A 17628-nucleotide genomic window follows, 5' to 3' on the forward strand; every position below is an offset into this window, starting at 1 on the left:
ATGCGTGGCATCAATCCTGCCCATCGGAAGGTCACGTGGTCGCCCTGGTTCAGGAAGAATTGCCGGAGAGGGGGACGATGCAGAGGCTATTTGAACTGATAGGCTCTGACGTAATCGACAAACATGAAGGATGGGTCGGCCGCAGCCATTTTGGATATGCCTTCGACGATACCGAGGTCGATGAGCATATACAGCGGCTGGCGATGTTCTGGCGGAATTTTGGTTTTCCAGACGAGATTACCGTCGAAATACATGCGTATGAAATCGGAATCGATCTTCACGCCATAGGTGTGCAAATCAGCGGGATTTGCGGTGGCGAACACCTTGATGCGGGAAAAGGCCGAATCGTGCCGCCCATCCCGATGCCAAACATGCACCGTTGAAGAGTAGGCGCCGGGCTTATCGCCGTAATATTCGATGACATCTATCTCGGCGGTAGCCTTTGACCGATCCTCGCCGATAAGCCAGAAGGCCGGCCAGACACCGGGGCCATCCGGCAATCGCGCCCGCATCTCGAAGTAGCCATATTGCTGAGAAAAGCCATTTCCATGCTCATCGACAGAGGCAATCAAGCCGGAGCGCCATAGACCTTTGCTGTCGCGTGCAGCGGTAATGCGCAACATACCGTCCTGGATTGCGAAGGGGAAGTCGCCACTCGGATCCGAGAAGCGAGCGCCGCCAAAGTCGCCATTCCATGGTGTGTGGGAAATCCAGCGGGTACCAGGACCCCAGGCGGAGATGCTGAGATCGTTGAAAGCATCCTCGAAGGTAAGTGTCATGCTGCTGACATCAAGCGTATCGCCCGTATCACCGGCGCGAACAATTCCTACATCCATGATCGAAACTAACGCAGCCGCAATTGACGCGCGAAGAAATACGCGGCGGTTGCTCCTGCATCGAACATTAGATATCCGCGAGAACTGATCCATGAATGCAAGCATGAACGGTGCAATTTCCGCGGTATAGAACGTATTTCGGCCATAACGTCCACCAAAAGGCTTAGGCGCGGCGGAAATACAGCTGCATGACGCCGTGGTAGTTTGCGGCGACATTGAGGCAGAACAACCGGATTGCCAGACATGAATGCCATGGGGCTCGTAACACTGATTGTAGGAGTTGTTGCGCTGACCGCGCCTGTGCGATGGTCATTCATCATCATGGTTTTGTCGACGGTATTCGGTGCGGCGGCGGCCTTCAGCATACCCGGTCTTGGCGGTGCATCGGTACTCGTTCCGAGCCTGTTTTTGGTATTCTTCGCCGCACGGTTGTTTGCGGCCTACGGGGAGGGGCCGTTCCTCGGCGCCCTGGCTCCCTGGCGCCCTGGTTTCTTTCTGCTGCTTCTGACGGCCTTCGGAATCTTCTCTGCGATTTTCTTCCCGCGCATGTTCCAAGGCATGACGCAGACGATGACGGTCGAACGATCGATTGGGGCACGTAACCTGATTGCATTGGTGCCGCTGCGTTTCTCTTCGAACAATATCACTCAATCGGTCTACGCGGTGGGTGGCCTCATCTGCTTCATAACGACCTTTGCCTTCTTTCGTCGCCAGGGCACCCCTTCGGCCTTTATCAACGGCGTGCTGGTCGTTATCGGTGTCAATCTCGGCTTCGCGCTCGCCGACATAGTGACCCATTTCACACATACAGACTTTCTGCTGAGTTTCGTGCGGACAGCCAATTACGCGCTCCTGACCAATGCCGAAAAGGGCGGCCTGAAGCGCATTTCAGGCACTTTTCCCGAAGCCTCGGCCTTCGCCGATTTCACGCTCGTGCTCTTTGCCATCGTCACCAGCCTCTGGCTTGGGGGCATCCGCTCGAAGGTCACCGGCACTTTTTCAGGTCTGCTGCTGGTCGCGCTGATCCTGTCGACGTCGGCGACCGCACTTGTCGGGCTCGCCGCCATCCTGCCGATCCTCAGCCTCCAGTCGTTTCTGGCCTCCCGTCGCGATCCTGGCGCCGGCCGGCCCGTTCTGATCGTGTCCATTCTGGCGAGCATGCCGCTCGTCATCTTCTTCGTTCTCATCGTCATGCCGGATCTCGCGCATAATCTGCAAGATTTTCTGGACGAGATGCTGTTTTCGAAGGCCGATAGCCAGTCGGGACGGGAGCGCTTCATGTGGAACGCCATGGCTTACCGGGCCTTTCTGGACACGAGCGGTTTTGGCGCCGGCCTTGGAAGTGCCCGGGCATCGAGCTTCGGTCTGGTGCTGCTGTCCAATATCGGCGTCTTCGGCACGCTACTCTTTGCGATGTTCGTCGCTCGGCTGCTCTTGGCCGACATGCGCGGTTCGCATTCATCATCACGGGAAACCACCGCGGTTCTGCGCGCTGCTAAGGCCGGGATCATCACGGTTCTCATTTCAGCGGCCACGTCCGGTACTGTGTATGACCTCGGACTGATGTTCTATATCCTTGCTGGCAGTATTTCCGCGCTGAGTGCCGAAGCACGGCAGATCCGAGGCGAATACACTCCGCGGCTGCGCACCATCGGGGAGATGCAATGAAGGTTGTCGTCTTCAACGTCAAATACAGCGAAAACCTCGGGGACGGGCTGCTTGCGGAATGCGTCGAATCCGCCTTGGCGAGCGGCAGGGATGAGATCGAAGTGGAGACGATCGACCTCGCCGGGCGACAGGCGTTCGCGACAGGCCATGGCGGCCGCAGACGGCTCGTGCTGGGATTACTCCATCGACTGCCCCCGGGCGCCCGTCGGCGGCTCGTTCGCGCCGTACTGGAGCGCAGGCTGCGCGCGCTTCGCGGACAATGGGACGAGAAGGTTGCGGATGCCGATGCCGTGGTGATCGGCGGCGGGAACCTGTTTCAGGACGATGATCTCAATTTCCCGCTGAAGATCGGTGCTGTGCTCGATTGTGTCGTACGGTACGATCGGCCGCTGGCGATCTATGCGGTTGGGGTGGGCGGCCATTGGTCGGAGCCAGCATATCATCTCTTCGCGCGATTGAAGCAAGCGCGCCTTGTTCATCTTTCGGTACGCGACGGCTTCGCGCGGGATAACTGGCGCGAGCACTTTCCCGATGGACCCGATGCGAAGATCGTGCGTGATCCCGGACTGCTGATACAGGCCTCGCCGGGGCAGGAAGGCGTGCGCGCTCCGTCCAAAGGCCCTTTGACCATAGGTCTATGCGTGACGGATCCCATCGTCCTGCATCGGCATGGTGCCGTTCAGACCGATGGTATCCCCTTCGCCGATGTTGAAGCCTATCGTGATCTGATCGAGCTTCTCCTGGATGACGGCCAGCAGGTGGTCTTGTTCTGCAATGGAGCCAAAGAGGATCAAGCTTTTGCGGAGCGTATCGGCGCTTCGGTCGCCAGGCAGCGTATCGCCACGTCCGGCACCCTGGATGTTTCCAGACGCCCGCGGCTTCCGATCGATCTCATCCAGATCATCCAGTCGCTGGATGTGGTTCTGGCTCATAGATTGCACGCATGCATTGCCGCCTATGCGCTCGGAATTCCGCATGTCGGCTTGGCTTGGGACAAGAAGGTCGAAGGTTTCTTCAACTCGGTCGGGCGCGAAACCTACTTCATAAAGGGAGTATCCCCACCGCCGAAGCATGTCGCCCTGCTCCTGAAGGCGGCGCAGCAGGAAGGCATAGAGGCGCGCCGCCATCGCGACACGATTTCGGAAGCCCGCGCCGGAATCTCCAACATGCGGCGATATCTGGTCGAGCGCGACCAATGCGTTATGTCGCGGATATAGGTGCACGCAAAACGATACAAGAGGTCGTTAGTATAGAATTTGTGACGCGGACGGAAATACTAAAAGGTATACATAAAGACATCGAATTTTGTCCCGCTATGGCGGTAAAAATTCGAGGAACAACGGATATCGATTTGCAATAAAGACATCGTGGATTTTCTATGGTATTGAATACTTGGAACTCACGAAAAATATATTTTCGAAAGGCCCATGGAGCATTCGAAATATGCTTTTCGTCCGAGGGGATGACGGCATGGCAGCGCAGCTTTCAATTGAGCATATTCGCAGCCTCGGTGGTGTAGCGCGGACCTTTGTTGCAGGTAGTGTGATCTGCGACTACGACCACGATACGCCACGCCTTCTCTTTGTGCTCGATGGGTGGGCCTCGCGCAGCAAGATGCTTCCGAACGGCACGCGCTTCATGACGGAATTCGTGTTGCGCGGCGATATGATTTCGACATCCCTGACGGCGCTTTCGCGCGAGACCGTGCGGGCGATCACCAATGTCACGGTGATGGTCTTCCCTGACTTTACTTCTCTGCCGAAGATCGAAGCGCCAACGTTTTTCTATCGTATCGTCATTGCTGAACTGGTGCGACATCAGGCGCGCATGTCTGAGAGGCTCGCCAATATAGGACGCCGCGACGCTCTGGAGAAAACCGGCTACCTGCTGCTCGAGCTCGGGGCGCGCATCGGCACTTCGCGGGACTATGCAAACGCAGAATACTTCGATTGTCCTTTGACCCAGGCGGATATTGGCGACGCGGTTGGCTTGTCAACGGTACACATCAACCGCGTCCTCAGGGACATGCGTGAAGCCGGCCTGCTGTCCTTCCGCAACGGCATTGTCGCCTTTCTCGATCGGCCGCGTCTAGCCGATCTAGTCGACTTCGACGAGTCCTGTTTCGATACAACTATGGTTTGAGCAATACTTTGTCTCCATTACTAATGGAGCAAGAAAGAATTATTTTATGCAATATTTAAATTCATTATTAACATATGTTAATGCGCGGAAAAACAAAATAAGCAATTACTACGGTAACATAAACCTAAAAAGAGGGGAAAAATATGGGAACTCAAGAAGATCCTCGGCTTAAACGGATGTTATTCTCTTTAAATCGAGTAAATACTCTAAAGGTTGCAAGAAATACAAAGGCCATTTTAAAAGTTGGGGGTAACGGCCATGATTGGACAATCGCTCACAAGTGAAAAATTCACGTCAGACACGGGCGCACGCATCATTTCAGTTCGGACATCCGACACGTTGAGGCCATTCATCGCATCCGGCACGCCCGGGATCGATGAATGGGAAGACTATATTCTTCTCATAGATTCTCGCGCTCTCGATCGCGAGTGCCTGTCGAAAAGTCTGACCGAATGCGATAGCGCCATGCATATCGTTACCGTGGGTTCGCTCGACGAATGGCAGATGCGCAATATGCAAGTATTACCGTCCGCGGTTCTCTTCATGATCGGCGGCCGTAAGGTTTCCGACGCGGATGTCAGTGCCAAGATCTGCGCTCTGGTGGAAAGATTCCAGACGAGCCCGGTGATCGTCGGCGCTGATGGCGATGAGCTTGCACAGTTGCTGCATGCGCTGGAGTGCGGCGCCCGCGGCTACATCCCGACCAGCGTCGGAATCAAGGTCGCCGCCGAAGCAGTGGCTCTCGCGCGGGCAGGTGGTGTCTTCGTGCCGGCAAGCAGCCTGCTGGCTGCCAAGGAGGCGATCGCACCCGTGGCCAGCCGCAACTGCTGCCTCGACAGCTTGTTTACGCCACGCGAAGTCGTCGTCGCGGAGGCTTTGAGACGAGGCAAGGCAAACAAGATCATCGCCTACGAGATGGATCTTTGCGAGAGCACGGTCAAAGTGCACATTCGCAATATCATGAAGAAACTGAACGCGACGAACCGAACGGAAGTTGCCTACAAGATTCGGGAACTCGTTCGATAATAAGTCGGCCGCGACCACCTATCATATAAAATAATGCCGGGAAGCGCCGTGTCGCTCCAGCTAGAAGACATCGGCCCCCGGCGCCGGCGCAACAAGTGACCTGCAGGGCAGGTTCGCAAAGCCTCGGCTCTTGAAGCTGCCGTCGCTCGATGGAAAAGCGCCGGCGGCTGATCGCCGCCAAAAGTTGATATAGCAAGTTGGGGATTCCCGCGTATTTGAGCTGCCGGGCCTGTTCTAAGGGGCCGACCAACAGGCATTTCCGCCAAAGTTTGAGTTTGCTGCTTTTGTACGATGAGCGCAGCTTCCACACGCATCGACGACGGCATCTCAAAAACCAATCCGACAAATGTCGATGCTGTTTGGTGGCCGAAGCTCGCGCGGGTCAGCTCAGTGTTGCACCACACGCAGGGACGCGATTTCCGCGGGCTTGTCGTCGATGATCGCACTGACGGTCAGAAGGCCTGGCTGACGCAATCTCAGCGGTGAAAAGACAAGGCTGGCGCCCACGACGACATTGATCGGGATATCACTCGCCTCCGCGTTCTCCACGACATCCTTCTGCTCGCTCAGCTGGGCGGCGTCCAATCGCTCTTCAAGAAGCGGCTGACGGTCGCCGGGCGCGGTGCAACGCAAAACGATCGATCGGTAGGGTTCCGTCGCCAAGGTGATCAGATTCACATGCACGCAGAACTTCGGCAGTGAAAAAGGAAATTCCGGCAGCATCAGGACGCCGCTATAGACGCCGATGAAGCTGAGCTTTTCGCCGATTTCCGTGCGAACGTCGTCGCAAAATATGCAATATCCATAGCGCATGTGTTTCAATCGTCCCGATCGTTGTTGCTGCGAGCAATTATCGTGCGGATGGCCCTTGATGAGCTCCAGGAAACGGCCCCGCCGGACCGAACCGGATAGATAGCTGCCCGGGTCTCCGGTTCGGAGAGGCCACTAACGTCTGCCGTAGACCCCTTGGGATCGCACAGCTCAATGTGGATCTCTTTGTCGAGCGCCCAGGCGAGATCCGCGATCGAACGAAGCGGAAGCTCTGTTTGCCCGCAGAGATAACGGTTCAGATCCCTTCGGCTGACGCCGACCAACTCCGCAAGTCGCTGCTGAGTAAACCCTTTCTGCGATCGCCTTTCGAGGACGGCGGCGGCCAGGTCGCTGCGAACATCTGCGATGAAACGGCTGGCCGCCCGCGCCCGCGCCCCTATCTCAAACCGAAATGACATCTTCCGGATTTACTCCCTCTACGCACAACGCATCACCCACACCAAGCGTGCGGCGCAATCGGCGCACCTCCAGCCGATAGCCGCGGTAAAGATCGTGATCCTTCACATGATCGGCCCAGTCTCCAAAGACAGCGACAAAACAGTCTCGCATGGCGAACCAGCCGAATATGCGGAAATCGACAGTCTTCAATTCCCAAACCGCATTTCGTTCGACCCGGATTGCCCGGAATTGTCGGCAATGAATGAGCGGTTTCCCTGAAACGAATGTATAGAAAAGAAAATCCAGCTGCTCGACAGGCCTGAGGACCGCACCGAGCGACGATGGTTCGTCCTTGCTTACGCGCTCGCTCAACCAGTTCACGAAGCTTGGTGTCGCGAAAAGCAGTCGCTTGGGTGACTGCTTTCGACCAAGCTGGATCTCAACTTTAACGATTGCTTCGGATGCCACGAGACTGTCAAACGTAGCCATAGCTGTCAACTAATCCATTATCATGTGGCAAGCCTTTCATCGAAGCTATCTATGGGTAGCATGAATTGCTGCACACCTGGATTGTATTTATCTAGCTTTCATATGGGTTAGAATGCCTAATCAAAGAAGAGTATAGCTCATACGTCATAGCGATACACATCTAATCCGTTACTCATTTCGAAGTAGGCGCTTTCTATTTCACATAGATCTGCGTTGCTGTCTTAGTCCGAACGGTTCTCTTGTTCGGCTCTCCTTCCGCGGCCTATTAAAAAGCTCGAGGGCGGCGAATGGTCGCTTGCCCCGTCATGGAGAACAGGGAGGATCACATGAGGACGATTGGAGCTCTCGCCGTCTTGCTGGCAAGCACGTCTTTGACATTTGCCGGGCCCCCGTCGCCGCCAGCCGAAAACGAATCGTTTATCGGCCAGGTGGGTGCATTCAACGGTGCTTTCGTCAGTCAGAACACTGGCAATAATGATGCTCTGACATTCCAGAATGGCGTCGGCAACTTCGCCGTCACCAATCAGGACAAGGCCAAATCCAACACATCAGCCATCCTGCAATTCGGTGACGGCAACGTCGCCTTCGCCGACCAGAAAGGCAAGACGAACGATCAGAGCACGTTCCAGGCCGGCGTCATGAACTTCGCCTCGACCCTGCAGCGGGACGGCGCGGATAACAGCTCGACGATCGCCCAGTTCGGCTTTGGCAATTCCGCCTTCGCGGACCAGTCCAAGGGAGATAACTCCCAAGACACGCTGCAGGTCGGTGGCCTGAACTTCGCCTCGACAACCCAGACCGACGGCAAGCATGGCGGAAACGACTCCAGTACCATGCAGTTCGGCTGGGGTAATGGCGCCATCGTCGGCCAGGACGGCGGCGGCAACGACCAGACAACGCTGCAGGTCGGCGCCGGCAACTTTGCCGTCACCTCTCAGTTCGGTGTCATCGGCTTCAACGGCAATTCGTCGTCGACGACCCAGTTCGGTTGGGGCAATATATCCTTCGCCGATCAGGCGGGCGGCAACAACTCGCAAGACACGTTGCAGGCGGGCGCGCATAATTTCGCCATGACCGGCCAGTCGTCGTTCTTCGGCACGAACAAGGCGACCACGGCGCAGTTCGGTGTGGGCAACACCGCTCTGACATCCCAGATCGCCAATCCGCTCGGCTCCAACAATTCGATGATCGTGCAGGCCGGCTATCGCAATACCGCGATCGCTTCGCAATCGGGGCTGCAGACAGTGTTCCCCGTCAGCGGTTCGAACCTTCAGGGAACCATCCAGATCGGTTCGGGAAACTATGCCGTTACCTCTCAGACCAGCTCGAGCGGCCTGACGAACACGTCGGTTACGGCGCAGTTCGGCTATCGCAACACGGCCGTTACGGTCCAGCACTGAGTTTGCCGATGGAGGAGGCGAAAGCAAATGTCCGCCTCCTCCTTTAATGCGGCTGAACCAGCCATGTATGCCGGAAACAATGTCGGGCGATCAACATCCATCTTGCCTCTGAAATCCTTCTTGTCCGCGGCCTTGTTGTTCGCGTACGCCGCTCCTGCATCGTCTCAGGCTGAGTTTGAGTGCCTGATCAAGGCAGACAGGAAGGATGAGTTTCTTATGGTGCGGGCGATTGCAAAGTCTGTAGTAACAGTATCCGGAACATACAGGCTGGTTCTTTTCAAACATAGCGCAGCAGGTTCAAGCCAGAGCATTCAGCAAGGTAGCTTCGCATTAAAGCCAGGAGCAGAGAACCTTCTTGCCACGACAATTGTCGATGCAGGAAACGGGGTAGAACTGAGTGCAAGACTATTGATCGAAACCGATCGAGGTATATCACAATGCAGATTGCCAGAATGAAACGCCTGAACGATACGAAATCCGTGCTCGGCGCTGCTCTCGTCTTGGTTGCCTCGTTCTGCCAGATTGCAACGGAATGTCGAGCCGAGACGGCCTATGTCGCCCAGATCCCGGTAAATGTCACGACGACGGTGCAACTCGGAAATCTGCCGCCTCAACAGCAGCAGCAATATCATTCTTCGTCATCCCACCTTGCCGCAGGTATGGCCGCTACGCCGGAAGCGATCCTAGTGCCGCGAGGCAATAACTTGGCAAGGACGCTGGAAATAGGAACGCGCAACAGCGTGTATCACCTTCAGTCAGGAACGGGTAACAGCTCGACTGCCGGTATCATAGGGAACTACGGCAATATCAACGTCCTGCAGGGCGGCAATAATCTGAAGTCGAATGTCGTATTGCTGAATGGCGCAGGCCTGAACGTAAGTGTTCTTCAACCTGCGGGTTCGGCACCTGTCAATGTGCTGATCGCACGTTTACCGGGTGGTGGCTTGCTCATCAAACGTTGAGTGGACGCAGCAGCCTTTGAAAATAGGGGAGGGGAATAGCAATGAGAATAGATGCGGCAATGATTACAGTTGGTCTGGTAGCCTTGATGGCGGCGCCGGCCATGGCGGGGCAATTGGTCTATCAGCCAACCAATCCGACATTTGGGGGAAATCCGTTGAATGGTTCATTCCTTCTTTCGACGGCGCAGACGCAGGGCGCCGGCGTCAAGTCGGGGCAGCAACAGACGCCGGATCTATCCGGTCTCGACAAGGCCTTGAGTAATCTTGGGAACGTTAATCAAGGTACGGGTTCAACCGGAACATCTCCGGTCATCGTGATCCAGAGCGGCCAGGTGCCGGCCAATCCTTGAACCAAATTGATTGTGTCCTCGTTCGGTGTTGTTGGGAGCGATTTATTCGAGCGTCCATGTCACATGTTGGTTTTCCTGTCGCAGCCATTCTATGCGGATTGGGTCTTGGTGGCTGCGCCGCCGCGGGCAGCAGCCTCGACCCGATGAGCACTCCAGCGACGCTTATGCCCGCCACGAAGTCAGGTGTGGCATTGGAGAGTCTGCCGCCACCCATACAAAAGCTCGATGTGGCGGTCTATTCCTTTCCCGATCTGACGGGACAGAACAAACCCAATGAAAACTTTGCCGAATATTCCCGCGCTCTGACGCAGGGCGGCGCGCAGTTGTTGACTGACGTGCTGACCAAGGCTGGTAACGGTAACTGGTTCAATGTCGTCGAGCGCACGGATCTGCAGTCGCTGCTGCAGGAGCGCCAGATCATCCAGAACACGAGATCGGCGGTTTACGGCGCGAAGGCTGGCGGCATCCCGCCGCTTCGGTTTGCCGGAGTGCTGCTGGATGGCGGGATCATCGGTTATGATTCCAATGAAACGACTGGCGGTATCGGTGCCAATTATCTCGGGATCGGCGGAAACACACAATACCGAAAGGACATCGTTACCGTATCCTTGCGGGCCGTCAGCGTCAGTACGGGGCGGGTGCTAGCCTCTGTCAGCACGACCAAGACGATCTATTCCGTGCAGTTGCAGGGATCGGCGTTCCGTTTCGTCGGCGTCGACCAGCTGCTCCAGATCGAGGGCGGTATTACACGAAACGCGCCCACGACCTTGGGCGTCCAGGAAGGCATTCAGCTCGCAGTCTATTCGCTGATTTTCGAGGGCGTAAGGAACGGGCTGTGGCAGTTCAGGGATGCCGCCGCAGGCGCGGCGTTCATGCGATATCTGGACGAGCATCAAAGAGCCATGACGTACAAGCTCGATGCCAACGGCCGACCGATCGGTCCGGCGGTCGCCGTTCCCGCCGCCAGCGCGGCGCAACCGGCCGTGGAGGCCGCTTCCCAGCCCATCCTGGTCAAGGACAGGCCGAAGAGCTCATGATCGTTGCCGGCGCCAAATCATTTTTTCCGGCAGATTTCGGATTGTGCGTTGTCAGGTCCGCAGGTCGCAGCTCCGTTCTGGGTGCTGGCATTCGGATTTGGTTTGACCGGAGCCTTGCCGGCAGGTCCTTTCTCCAGGTTGCCGTTCTTCCTCGGCGGAATACGTCCTTTCACCTGGGGAATTTGGGTCTCTGAAAATCCGGAACGCCGGATAATGGGTTGACCGCTTGCTAGGACATCGGCTGAGCCAAGCGTTCCGGCAAGAAGCAAGATAGCCGTAACAGCAATGATTTTACTGGGATGCATCATGTCGATACTGCTCCTGAATCGCAATCTTGAGCCGATATCGAATTATCGGCTCCGAACATGCCGCTCTCGAAGTTTCAGCTGGCCGAGGGCCTCTCGGTTTCATGCTTGCTGCCGCTCTCATTGGCGGTCTTGTTCTCGCCGCGCGCCTGGGGCGGTCGCCTGGTGCTTTGATCATTGCCTGCCGCCAAGATACAGTCAGCGTGATACCGCGCCTGACCCAACCGTTGGCAAATGGCCATCGGCCGGTGCGGCTGCAGCTCGCTCGGTCACGCCATTGCCCACATTCGGAAAAATGCTGCCTGCCAGTCGGACGTTCGCCTGCGTTCGTGATGCTTGCCTCGGCTTGTGCGGCATCACCCGGCGGTTAATCGGAGATCGAGGCACGGGCATGACGGATGTCTCCGGCAGCTGTTCGACGAAGGCAGGGTTTGCTTCCGCGGAGGGAGCCTGTTGCAGATAGCTTTCGTCGCATATGGCGCCATCGGTCAGCGCGAGCATGACGATCAGGGAGTAGCCGACAACGAGTCTTGATGTCATCTGAATCGTTCCCTGCGTTTTATTAGGATATTAAACGCCTATGTCCCTGCATTGAATAAATGAATTGAAATTCTTCGAATTTTTATCTTCTTTAAACGCAATTTGAAATTGATCAATATTCGACATTATTGCAATTGTACTATAAAATTGCAAACAAAATCGGGAGGATGGAATGAATTTATATTTGAAGACATTCCTGTGTTGTGTGATTTTCTCGCTTTGCGGAGCGGGCGTTTCCTCCACGCTCTGGGCCGATGATAGCTCAGCGACGCCGCAATCGGGGTCTCAAAATGTGACGCCGGATGCCGGCAAGAGCGATCCATCTAGCGCCGCGGCGCCGGCTCCGGCTACACCAGCGCCAGCCGGTCCGCAGATTAGCGAACAGAAGTTCGATGCGTGGATATTGCAATGTTCGGGCGACAAAACGATGAAGCCGCGCTGCCAGATCGTCTACCGGTTGACGTCACCGGATCAAAGGCAGGTGTTCATGGTCATCAGCATGGCGCGTTCCGCGGACAAGAAGATTGGCATGCAGATGGCTCTTCCGCTTGGTTTTGCTATTCAGGGTGGTGTGAAGATTGGCTTCGGCAGCAAATATTCGACGATGGCGAAGGTATCGCGCTGCACCACGCAAGGATGCCTAGTGGAGGGGTTGTGCCCACCCGCGATGCTTGCCGCCTTGATGAAGGAAAAGTCGGGAAAAGTCTCGATCCGGATGATGCAGGGAAACATGGCGGAGCTTCCGATCTCCCTGACCGGTTTCGGTGCCGCCTTCCAGGCTATGCAGGCAGACAGCGGATCATGATCGGGACGCTTCCGTCCACTCGCAGGTCATCGTTTTACGGCTACAAATAGAAAACTTCCGATATCGCTGCCAGCGGCCGCTTGGTGATCTCCGAAAATTCAGGATCTTGCCGACTTGTCATGAATTGGCCGGCTCCACGTCCTCACGTGTTTCCGGAAGGGCGGCGAAGGTGGCCACTCGCACGATCTCCTTCGCCGCTTCATCATCAGTCGACGCTACGTTCCATTCATCACCTGCAGGTCGGCGACATCGATGCCGTGCGTGTCGAACCACCATTCCGGTGGCATGTCGGGATATTTTTCGCGAAGGCGCAAATATTTGGAGCGCAATCGTTCCTGACGCACGACTTCCTGTTCGAAATAGGGATGGTCCAGTGCTCCGCCCATCACATGGATGCGGCGAAGGAGCTTTCGCAAGACATATCCCTGCTCCTTGTTTCCCGGCTTGTAGCCGCTCTCCACGATCCGCATGACGGTATCTTGCAATGTGACCAGAGCGTCATCCGGAGGCGTCCCGTTCAAGATCATGTCCAGACGTTCGGCACCGAAACCCACGTCGATACAGGTTCCGAGCGGATTGACGATATTCCCGATCTCGATGCCATCCTTGTAGAACTCGGTGCAGTAGCCGCTGACGTTGCCGTCGCTCCAGGTGCATTCTTCATCCGGAACGATAGGAATGCGATCCCGATAAAGCGGCGTCCAATCCTCCAGTCGGTCTGGATGGATCGTGACATGGTCCGGGACCAGGCCGAGCGTCCCGAGAAACTCAATCCAGAAGTCGATGGCGTCGCCGACGGTCAGTTCTCGAAACGAGAAAAGCCCTAGCATCGTGAAGTGGAGGAAATGGGTGCCGTCCCCGATTTCGTCGAGATCGCCCATTCTCAGGCAGGCCTGAGAGTTCGCAACGGTTCCAATGTAGGATGGATCGGAGAAGAGTGGTTTGTACTGCTGCATCCCAGCGCTGCAGAAGAGCGTGGTATTATCGTGCGGCCGTACGGAATCTATGCGTGTGAATTTGATGCCTTTGGAAAGGCAGAAGTCTTGGTATTGCTGGATCAGGCGTCCCGCGATGACATAGGCAACCTCCTTTGCTGTTCGTGTGCCTTCTTAGAACATAGCGACACGATGTGGGATCTGCAATGCGCAGACGCGAGTTTCAGCTTGCAGGCGGAAAGTGCATGCTGCTTCAGGTGGTGGATCTTCTTCACCTTTGCTACATGCCTGTCTTGCTTTTGTTGTAGATCAGGTCCCGAGGCGCTGAAGTTTATTTTTGACGGAGCGACGAGATTGCTTCATCGATCGGTTTGGTGTACGGCCCTAGCCCATAATGATCGCAAGCGATCGCCGCGCGACGGTCGTTGCTCTCAGAGAATGCAAGCCTCTCATCAATGCTGATTGTCCATCAACTGCGCTCCGTCGTCGAGCACACACTGAAATATCATGGTTAAACAGACAAAGCCCTTCGTTATCGAAATCAAATCCTCCCGTCGAACAAAAGCAAAGCCAGTCGAATCGGCAAGATCGATCTGGGGAGAGCTTGCAGCCGATCTCAAGCAGACCCTGGCAATGGAGCAGGAAACGCAGCCAAGCGCGTCTCAGCTCGCGGATCGCGCGGCGCTTCCGACATCGGATTCCGAGACGGTTATCGATCATGATGAAGCGACGGCTCCGCGGCCGGCGTTTCAGTTTCTTGAAAAATGGATTGCAAGGAAGGCTGAGAAGCCGAAGGCCGGCACGCAGGGCGTGGTTGAGGCGTTCCTCGCGCGGCTTGACCAGCAAAAGATCCTGCTTGCGGAGTTTCAGTCGGATCCCGACGGTTTCAAGCGCTGGCGCTCAGCGTGGTTTCGCAAGGTCACCGGTGGTTTCGGCGTGAGCGTCAGCCATGACCTGATCGATGCTGGTGGCGGTTTGCGATATGTCGTCGTCGATACGCTTGATGGCGTCTCTCAGTTTCTTGATGATCTCCGTCATCACGCGCAAACCGATCTGGATTTTCAGCGAGCTTTGGAGGTGAACCGCATGCAGCGCGCAGCCCGGCTGACTGGCGGCAAAGCAATCTGATGGCTTTTCGGGACAACGGTATGTCCCAGCTCAAAGACCCGGACTGTGGCGCGATCCGGCGGAGCGGCTTCAGCCACTTAACGTCCTGATCTTCGGTATCCTCGTCGTAAAGCCGCCATCCGCTTTCGCGCATCTGGCTCGTGGTTTCGAGTGCAGGCGGACCATCTATCGGTGGCGTCTCAGTATTTCACGTTCTTCCGGTGGGCGTGCCATGCGGCGCTCCCACAGGATAAGCAGGAAGCTTGAGGCGATGATGAGGAGGGCGCCGGCAAAGACGTTCGTCGCCGGAACCTCGGCCCAGATCACATAGCCGTACACGAAAGACCAAACGAGGCCGCTATATTCGATGGGCGCCAGCGTCGAAGCGGGTGCGTATCGAAAGCCTTCATAGAGCAGAAACTGCCCAATCGTCGAGATAATGCCGAGGGTCAGCATCAGTGCCCAGCCGCTCGCGTCAGGGGTCTTCCATGTCCATGGAAAGGACAGGGCGCAGGCAATGCCGAATATCAGGCTCGTGGCATACATCTGGGTAAGCGTGGTCTCGCTTCGGCTGACGAGTCGGATCAGGATCGTGCTCCAAGCCCAGCAAAAACCCGCGACGATGCACATGGCGGCGGGCAGGAGGTTGGGCGAATGGCTTGGATTTGCCGCGATCGCCACCCCGATGAAGCCTCCTATGCAGGCGATCCAGCGGCCCGCATGGACCTTCTCCTTGAGAACGAAGATCGATAGAATCACGACGATCATCGGCGCCGAAAAGTATAGTGTCGTCAGTTCTGCCAGACCCAGATAGCGGGCCGCATTGTAGAAGAGCAGCCAGGCAAGCAGCATCAGCCCGGCGCGCAGGACGACCGTGCCGCGATAGGGGCTTTTGAAAATTGAGGGATGGCGCCGATAACGGACGAGCACGCCTGCGACCAGCACGATGACCAGACTGCGCATGAAGAGGATCTCCGGTACTTCGTAACTGGCGACCAGCCACTTCACTATCGCGTCCTGAAGGGAAAAGCAGGCATATCCCGCGCAGGCGAGTGCGATCCCTGCAATGGGTCCCTTCTCACGGTTTCCGGAAATCATATGGCCTCGCAGGGTATGTCGAATCGATACGGTCGCTTGCCATTGCAGGAAGCGGTTCGCGGTATGGTGGCGCGAGCGATCCTCTGGCTAAGCGCTTTCCCTCGAACTGACAAGAGAGCTCGAAATCATCATGCTGCCTTTATTGCGCTTTTCGTGAGCGCTTCCGTCGGCGATGGAACGAAACGCCGTCTGCGATGTTCCCCAACTGAAAAATCCCGGTGGTGACCCATTCTGGGAGGACATCGTGCCTGACTTTAGCGATATCATGCGGGTGGAGATGGACTGGCTGGATACTGTTGTCCGTCTGGTGCTGGTTGTCATTGCCGGAGGGCTGATCGGCATCAATCGAGAGATGGGCGGGCATGCGGCGGGGTTTCGCACGACGATCCTTGTCGGGCTTGCCGCGTGCCTGTCGATGATCCAGGCTAACCTCCTACTGTCCACATTGGGCAAGACGTCACAATCGTTTGCCTCGATGGATGTGCTGCGCTTTCCACTCGGCGTCCTGACCGGCGTCGGCTTCATCGGCGGCGGCGCCATCCTTAAGCGCGGAGATCTCGTCACGGGCGTAACGACAGCTGCGACCCTGTGGATCATGACGGCCGTTGGCCTATGCATCGGCGGCGGTCAACTCGTTGTCGGTTCGGCCGGCGCCCTCATCGCCTTCGTGGTGCTCTCGCCGTTTAAACAGTTCGATAGGTTGATCCCTCGCAGGCAGAAGGCGCGTATCGTGATAGAGCTGCCTTGCGATGCCGGCGTTGGGATCTCCGATATGCAGGCAGCGCTTGAACCGCTCGGATATGTCTTCTTTTTTGTCGGCAAGGCGGCGGGCTCGACCGAGGCCACTGCGCATATTTCCTACGAGGTGCGGTGGCGGCAGGCAGGACTGGATGGCGGCGGTGCGCGGCTGCTGGCATCCCTTCAAGAGCGTTATAAGGTCGTGTCTTTGGAAATGCTGACGAGTGGAACTTGATACGACCCCCACATCGGAACATTCCGGAGCGGTGAAAGTTTGTCCCTAATTACGGAGGGAGAAAACCATGACCGAAGCCAAGCAACAGACAAGGGCAAAGAATTCTCCGGATCGCGGCGATATACGCACCCTTCAGGCGCTTGATCAGGCCGCCGGTGGCTCGGGGGATGTCGCAGCCGAGGAGACGAGGCGACATCCGTCAAAGGAAATTCGGCCTGAATATGGTACGGATGACGCACGCTGCGAGGATTCAGCCGAATCCGATCGGCAGCGCGAGCAAACGGCTGATGAAATTTCCGTCAGGATTTCCAATGTCAGGACGACCTCCGGATCAGGGGAGGCCGGGGGCGACAGAATCTCCGAAGACCCGTCAGCCAGAACCTCCACGCCGACCACGGAAAGGACCGATGAGGAAATTCGTACCGAGATCGAAGGCAGGCTGAAGGGCGACCGATTGCTAAACGAGGCGAGCATCTTCGTCACTGTCAGTCGCGGGCGAGTCATTGTCGAAGGGTCTGTTGAAAATCACGAAGCCAAGCAGCGCGCCGAGGCGATCTCCCGGCAAGCCAGCGGCATAATTGGGCATGACAGCAATCTTACCGTGCGCAAATCCTCGTAGGATCAGGACTTCGACATGCGAATGCTGCTGCTCCTCATTTTCGGCTTGATGATCGCGTCCATTCTGGGGATTCTCGTCATTAAGCCGTTTACGTCGAGCGATCATCGAGATTCTGGCGCCGTTACGC

Annotated in this window: 21 protein-coding genes; 13 read left to right on the top strand and 8 right to left on the bottom strand. The window is 56.5% G+C overall.

Annotated features, from left to right (window positions below):
- Window positions 1-86 precede the first annotated feature (86 nt).
- The gene (locus FBZ99_RS19210) at window positions 87-1052 is read right to left on the bottom strand and encodes a glycoside hydrolase family 16 protein (RefSeq protein ID WP_246661140.1); all 966 of its coding nucleotides are present in this window, start codon (window positions 1050-1052) and stop codon (window positions 87-89) included.
- Window positions 1053-1079: 27 nt separating this feature from the next.
- Between FBZ99_RS19210 and FBZ99_RS19215 the strand changes: the two genes are divergently transcribed.
- The 4 genes from FBZ99_RS19215 (at window position 1080) to FBZ99_RS19230 (ending at window position 5672) form a co-directional block, all read left to right on the top strand.
- Entirely contained in the window at window positions 1080-2504 is a 1425-nt protein-coding gene (locus FBZ99_RS19215; RefSeq protein WP_183810074.1) for a hypothetical protein, read from the top strand.
- Window positions 2501-3721, top strand: a complete 1221-nt coding sequence (locus FBZ99_RS19220; protein ID WP_145634335.1) for a polysaccharide pyruvyl transferase family protein — start codon at window positions 2501-2503, stop codon at window positions 3719-3721. The genes FBZ99_RS19215 and FBZ99_RS19220 overlap by 4 nt, the downstream gene beginning before the upstream one ends.
- Window positions 3722-3974: 253 nt before the next feature.
- Window positions 3975-4646, top strand: a complete 672-nt coding sequence (locus FBZ99_RS19225) for a Crp/Fnr family transcriptional regulator (RefSeq protein ID WP_162746339.1) — start codon at window positions 3975-3977, stop codon at window positions 4644-4646.
- Window positions 4647-4904: 258 nt separating this feature from the next.
- Window positions 4905-5672 carry a response regulator transcription factor gene (locus tag FBZ99_RS19230; protein WP_069615132.1) on the top strand — a complete coding sequence of 256 codons (768 nt, stop codon included), beginning with the start codon at window positions 4905-4907 and terminating at the stop codon, window positions 5670-5672.
- Between the two features lie 387 nt (window positions 5673-6059).
- Here FBZ99_RS19230 and FBZ99_RS19235 read toward each other — a convergent pair whose 3' ends face one another.
- Genes FBZ99_RS19235 through FBZ99_RS19245 form a run of 3 tightly spaced genes read right to left on the bottom strand, consistent with a single transcriptional unit; the run spans window position 6060 to window position 7349 of the window.
- Window positions 6060-6485: a DUF6941 family protein gene (locus FBZ99_RS19235; RefSeq protein ID WP_113331208.1), complete on the bottom strand. Its 426-nt coding sequence runs from the start codon at window positions 6483-6485 to the stop codon at window positions 6060-6062.
- A 5-nt stretch (window positions 6486-6490) separates the two neighbouring features.
- The gene (locus FBZ99_RS33885; protein WP_113331207.1) at window positions 6491-6901 is read right to left on the bottom strand and encodes a helix-turn-helix domain-containing protein; all 411 of its coding nucleotides are present in this window, start codon (window positions 6899-6901) and stop codon (window positions 6491-6493) included.
- The gene (locus FBZ99_RS19245) at window positions 6885-7349 is read right to left on the bottom strand and encodes a hypothetical protein (RefSeq protein ID WP_173002521.1); all 465 of its coding nucleotides are present in this window, start codon (window positions 7347-7349) and stop codon (window positions 6885-6887) included. The genes FBZ99_RS33885 and FBZ99_RS19245 overlap by 17 nt, the downstream gene beginning before the upstream one ends.
- A gap of 347 nt (window positions 7350-7696) precedes the next feature.
- On the opposite strand from FBZ99_RS19245, the gene FBZ99_RS19250 reads away from it, so the two are divergent.
- The 5 genes from FBZ99_RS19250 to FBZ99_RS19270 all read left to right on the top strand — a co-directional run bounded on the left by FBZ99_RS19250 (window position 7697) and on the right by FBZ99_RS19270 (window position 11119).
- Window positions 7697-8770 carry a hypothetical protein gene (locus FBZ99_RS19250; protein WP_113353317.1) on the top strand — a complete coding sequence of 358 codons (1074 nt, stop codon included), beginning with the start codon at window positions 7697-7699 and terminating at the stop codon, window positions 8768-8770.
- 27 nt (window positions 8771-8797) lie between these two features.
- Window positions 8798-9226, top strand: a complete 429-nt coding sequence (gene csgH, locus FBZ99_RS19255; protein ID WP_145634337.1) for a curli-like amyloid fiber formation chaperone CsgH — start codon at window positions 8798-8800, stop codon at window positions 9224-9226.
- Complete coding sequence (locus FBZ99_RS19260) at window positions 9223-9732, top strand: hypothetical protein (RefSeq protein ID WP_113331203.1); 510 nt, start codon at window positions 9223-9225, stop codon at window positions 9730-9732. Before csgH ends, FBZ99_RS19260 begins: the two co-directional genes overlap by 4 nt.
- Window positions 9733-9773: 41 nt before the next feature.
- A complete protein-coding gene (locus FBZ99_RS19265; RefSeq protein WP_113353315.1) occupies window positions 9774-10082 on the top strand; it encodes a curli assembly protein CsgF in 309 nt (102 codons plus the stop codon).
- A gap of 143 nt (window positions 10083-10225) precedes the next feature.
- A complete protein-coding gene (locus tag FBZ99_RS19270) occupies window positions 10226-11119 on the top strand; it encodes a CsgG/HfaB family protein (protein ID WP_246661141.1) in 894 nt (297 codons plus the stop codon).
- Between the two features lie 17 nt (window positions 11120-11136).
- Here the strand turns inward: FBZ99_RS19270 and FBZ99_RS19275 are convergent, their stop codons facing one another.
- Together FBZ99_RS19275 and FBZ99_RS19280 are read right to left on the bottom strand one after the other, a co-directional pair.
- Window positions 11137-11427: a hypothetical protein gene (locus FBZ99_RS19275; protein WP_145634339.1), complete on the bottom strand. Its 291-nt coding sequence runs from the start codon at window positions 11425-11427 to the stop codon at window positions 11137-11139.
- A gap of 195 nt (window positions 11428-11622) precedes the next feature.
- The gene (locus FBZ99_RS19280) at window positions 11623-11964 is read right to left on the bottom strand and encodes a hypothetical protein (protein WP_145321361.1); all 342 of its coding nucleotides are present in this window, start codon (window positions 11962-11964) and stop codon (window positions 11623-11625) included.
- Between the two features lie 172 nt (window positions 11965-12136).
- Between FBZ99_RS19280 and FBZ99_RS33795 the strand changes: the two genes are divergently transcribed.
- Window positions 12137-12769 (top strand): invasion associated locus B family protein, encoded by a 633-nt coding sequence (locus tag FBZ99_RS33795; RefSeq protein ID WP_113331199.1) that lies wholly within the window; start codon window positions 12137-12139, stop codon window positions 12767-12769.
- A 215-nt stretch (window positions 12770-12984) separates the two neighbouring features.
- Here the strand turns inward: FBZ99_RS33795 and FBZ99_RS19290 are convergent, their stop codons facing one another.
- A complete protein-coding gene (locus tag FBZ99_RS19290; RefSeq protein WP_173004563.1) occupies window positions 12985-13830 on the bottom strand; it encodes an alanine--tRNA ligase-related protein in 846 nt (281 codons plus the stop codon).
- A gap of 381 nt (window positions 13831-14211) precedes the next feature.
- Here FBZ99_RS19290 and FBZ99_RS19295 point away from each other — a divergent pair, with 381 nt between their 5' ends.
- Window positions 14212-14832: a hypothetical protein gene (locus FBZ99_RS19295; protein WP_113331197.1), complete on the top strand. Its 621-nt coding sequence runs from the start codon at window positions 14212-14214 to the stop codon at window positions 14830-14832.
- Between the two features lie 165 nt (window positions 14833-14997).
- On the opposite strand, the gene FBZ99_RS19300 is transcribed toward FBZ99_RS19295, so the two are convergent.
- The gene (locus FBZ99_RS19300; RefSeq protein ID WP_145634341.1) at window positions 14998-15909 is read right to left on the bottom strand and encodes a DMT family transporter; all 912 of its coding nucleotides are present in this window, start codon (window positions 15907-15909) and stop codon (window positions 14998-15000) included.
- Window positions 15910-16153: 244 nt separating this feature from the next.
- Here FBZ99_RS19300 and FBZ99_RS19305 point away from each other — a divergent pair, with 244 nt between their 5' ends.
- Both FBZ99_RS19305 and FBZ99_RS19310 read left to right on the top strand, forming a co-directional pair.
- Window positions 16154-16882, top strand: coding sequence for an MgtC/SapB family protein (locus FBZ99_RS19305; RefSeq protein ID WP_371864842.1), 729 nt, complete (start codon window positions 16154-16156; stop codon window positions 16880-16882).
- Window positions 16883-16949: 67 nt separating this feature from the next.
- Window positions 16950-17501: a BON domain-containing protein gene (locus tag FBZ99_RS19310; protein ID WP_113331194.1), complete on the top strand. Its 552-nt coding sequence runs from the start codon at window positions 16950-16952 to the stop codon at window positions 17499-17501.
- The last annotated feature ends 127 nt before the right edge of the window (window positions 17502-17628 follow it).

Source organism: Rhizobium sp. ERR 1071 (assembly GCF_007828675.1).
GTDB classification, from domain to species: Bacteria; Pseudomonadota; Alphaproteobacteria; order Rhizobiales; family Rhizobiaceae; genus Rhizobium; species Rhizobium dioscoreae.

Coding starts and splice junctions, on each gene's coding strand:
- FBZ99_RS19210 (WP_246661140.1), bottom strand. CDS start 1,052: ATGTCGCCGCAAACTACCACGGCGTCATGCAGCTGTATTTCCGCCGCG.
- FBZ99_RS19215 (WP_183810074.1), top strand. CDS start 1,080: ATGAATGCCATGGGGCTCGTAACACTGATTGTAGGAGTTGTTGCGCTG.
- FBZ99_RS19220 (WP_145634335.1), top strand. CDS start 2,501: ATGAAGGTTGTCGTCTTCAACGTCAAATACAGCGAAAACCTCGGGGAC.
- FBZ99_RS19225 (WP_162746339.1), top strand. CDS start 3,975: ATGGCAGCGCAGCTTTCAATTGAGCATATTCGCAGCCTCGGTGGTGTA.
- FBZ99_RS19230 (WP_069615132.1), top strand. CDS start 4,905: ATGATTGGACAATCGCTCACAAGTGAAAAATTCACGTCAGACACGGGC.
- FBZ99_RS19235 (WP_113331208.1), bottom strand. CDS start 6,485: ATGCGCTATGGATATTGCATATTTTGCGACGACGTTCGCACGGAAATC.
- FBZ99_RS33885 (WP_113331207.1), bottom strand. CDS start 6,901: ATGTCATTTCGGTTTGAGATAGGGGCGCGGGCGCGGGCGGCCAGCCGT.
- FBZ99_RS19250 (WP_113353317.1), top strand. CDS start 7,697: ATGAGGACGATTGGAGCTCTCGCCGTCTTGCTGGCAAGCACGTCTTTG.
- csgH (WP_145634337.1), top strand. CDS start 8,798: ATGTCCGCCTCCTCCTTTAATGCGGCTGAACCAGCCATGTATGCCGGA.
- FBZ99_RS19260 (WP_113331203.1), top strand. CDS start 9,223: ATGAAACGCCTGAACGATACGAAATCCGTGCTCGGCGCTGCTCTCGTC.
- FBZ99_RS19265 (WP_113353315.1), top strand. CDS start 9,774: ATGAGAATAGATGCGGCAATGATTACAGTTGGTCTGGTAGCCTTGATG.
- FBZ99_RS19270 (WP_246661141.1), top strand. CDS start 10,226: ATGAGCACTCCAGCGACGCTTATGCCCGCCACGAAGTCAGGTGTGGCA.
- FBZ99_RS19275 (WP_145634339.1), bottom strand. CDS start 11,427: ATGATGCATCCCAGTAAAATCATTGCTGTTACGGCTATCTTGCTTCTT.
- FBZ99_RS19280 (WP_145321361.1), bottom strand. CDS start 11,964: ATGACATCAAGACTCGTTGTCGGCTACTCCCTGATCGTCATGCTCGCG.
- FBZ99_RS33795 (WP_113331199.1), top strand. CDS start 12,137: ATGAATTTATATTTGAAGACATTCCTGTGTTGTGTGATTTTCTCGCTT.
- FBZ99_RS19295 (WP_113331197.1), top strand. CDS start 14,212: ATGGTTAAACAGACAAAGCCCTTCGTTATCGAAATCAAATCCTCCCGT.
- FBZ99_RS19300 (WP_145634341.1), bottom strand. CDS start 15,909: ATGATTTCCGGAAACCGTGAGAAGGGACCCATTGCAGGGATCGCACTC.
- FBZ99_RS19310 (WP_113331194.1), top strand. CDS start 16,950: ATGACCGAAGCCAAGCAACAGACAAGGGCAAAGAATTCTCCGGATCGC.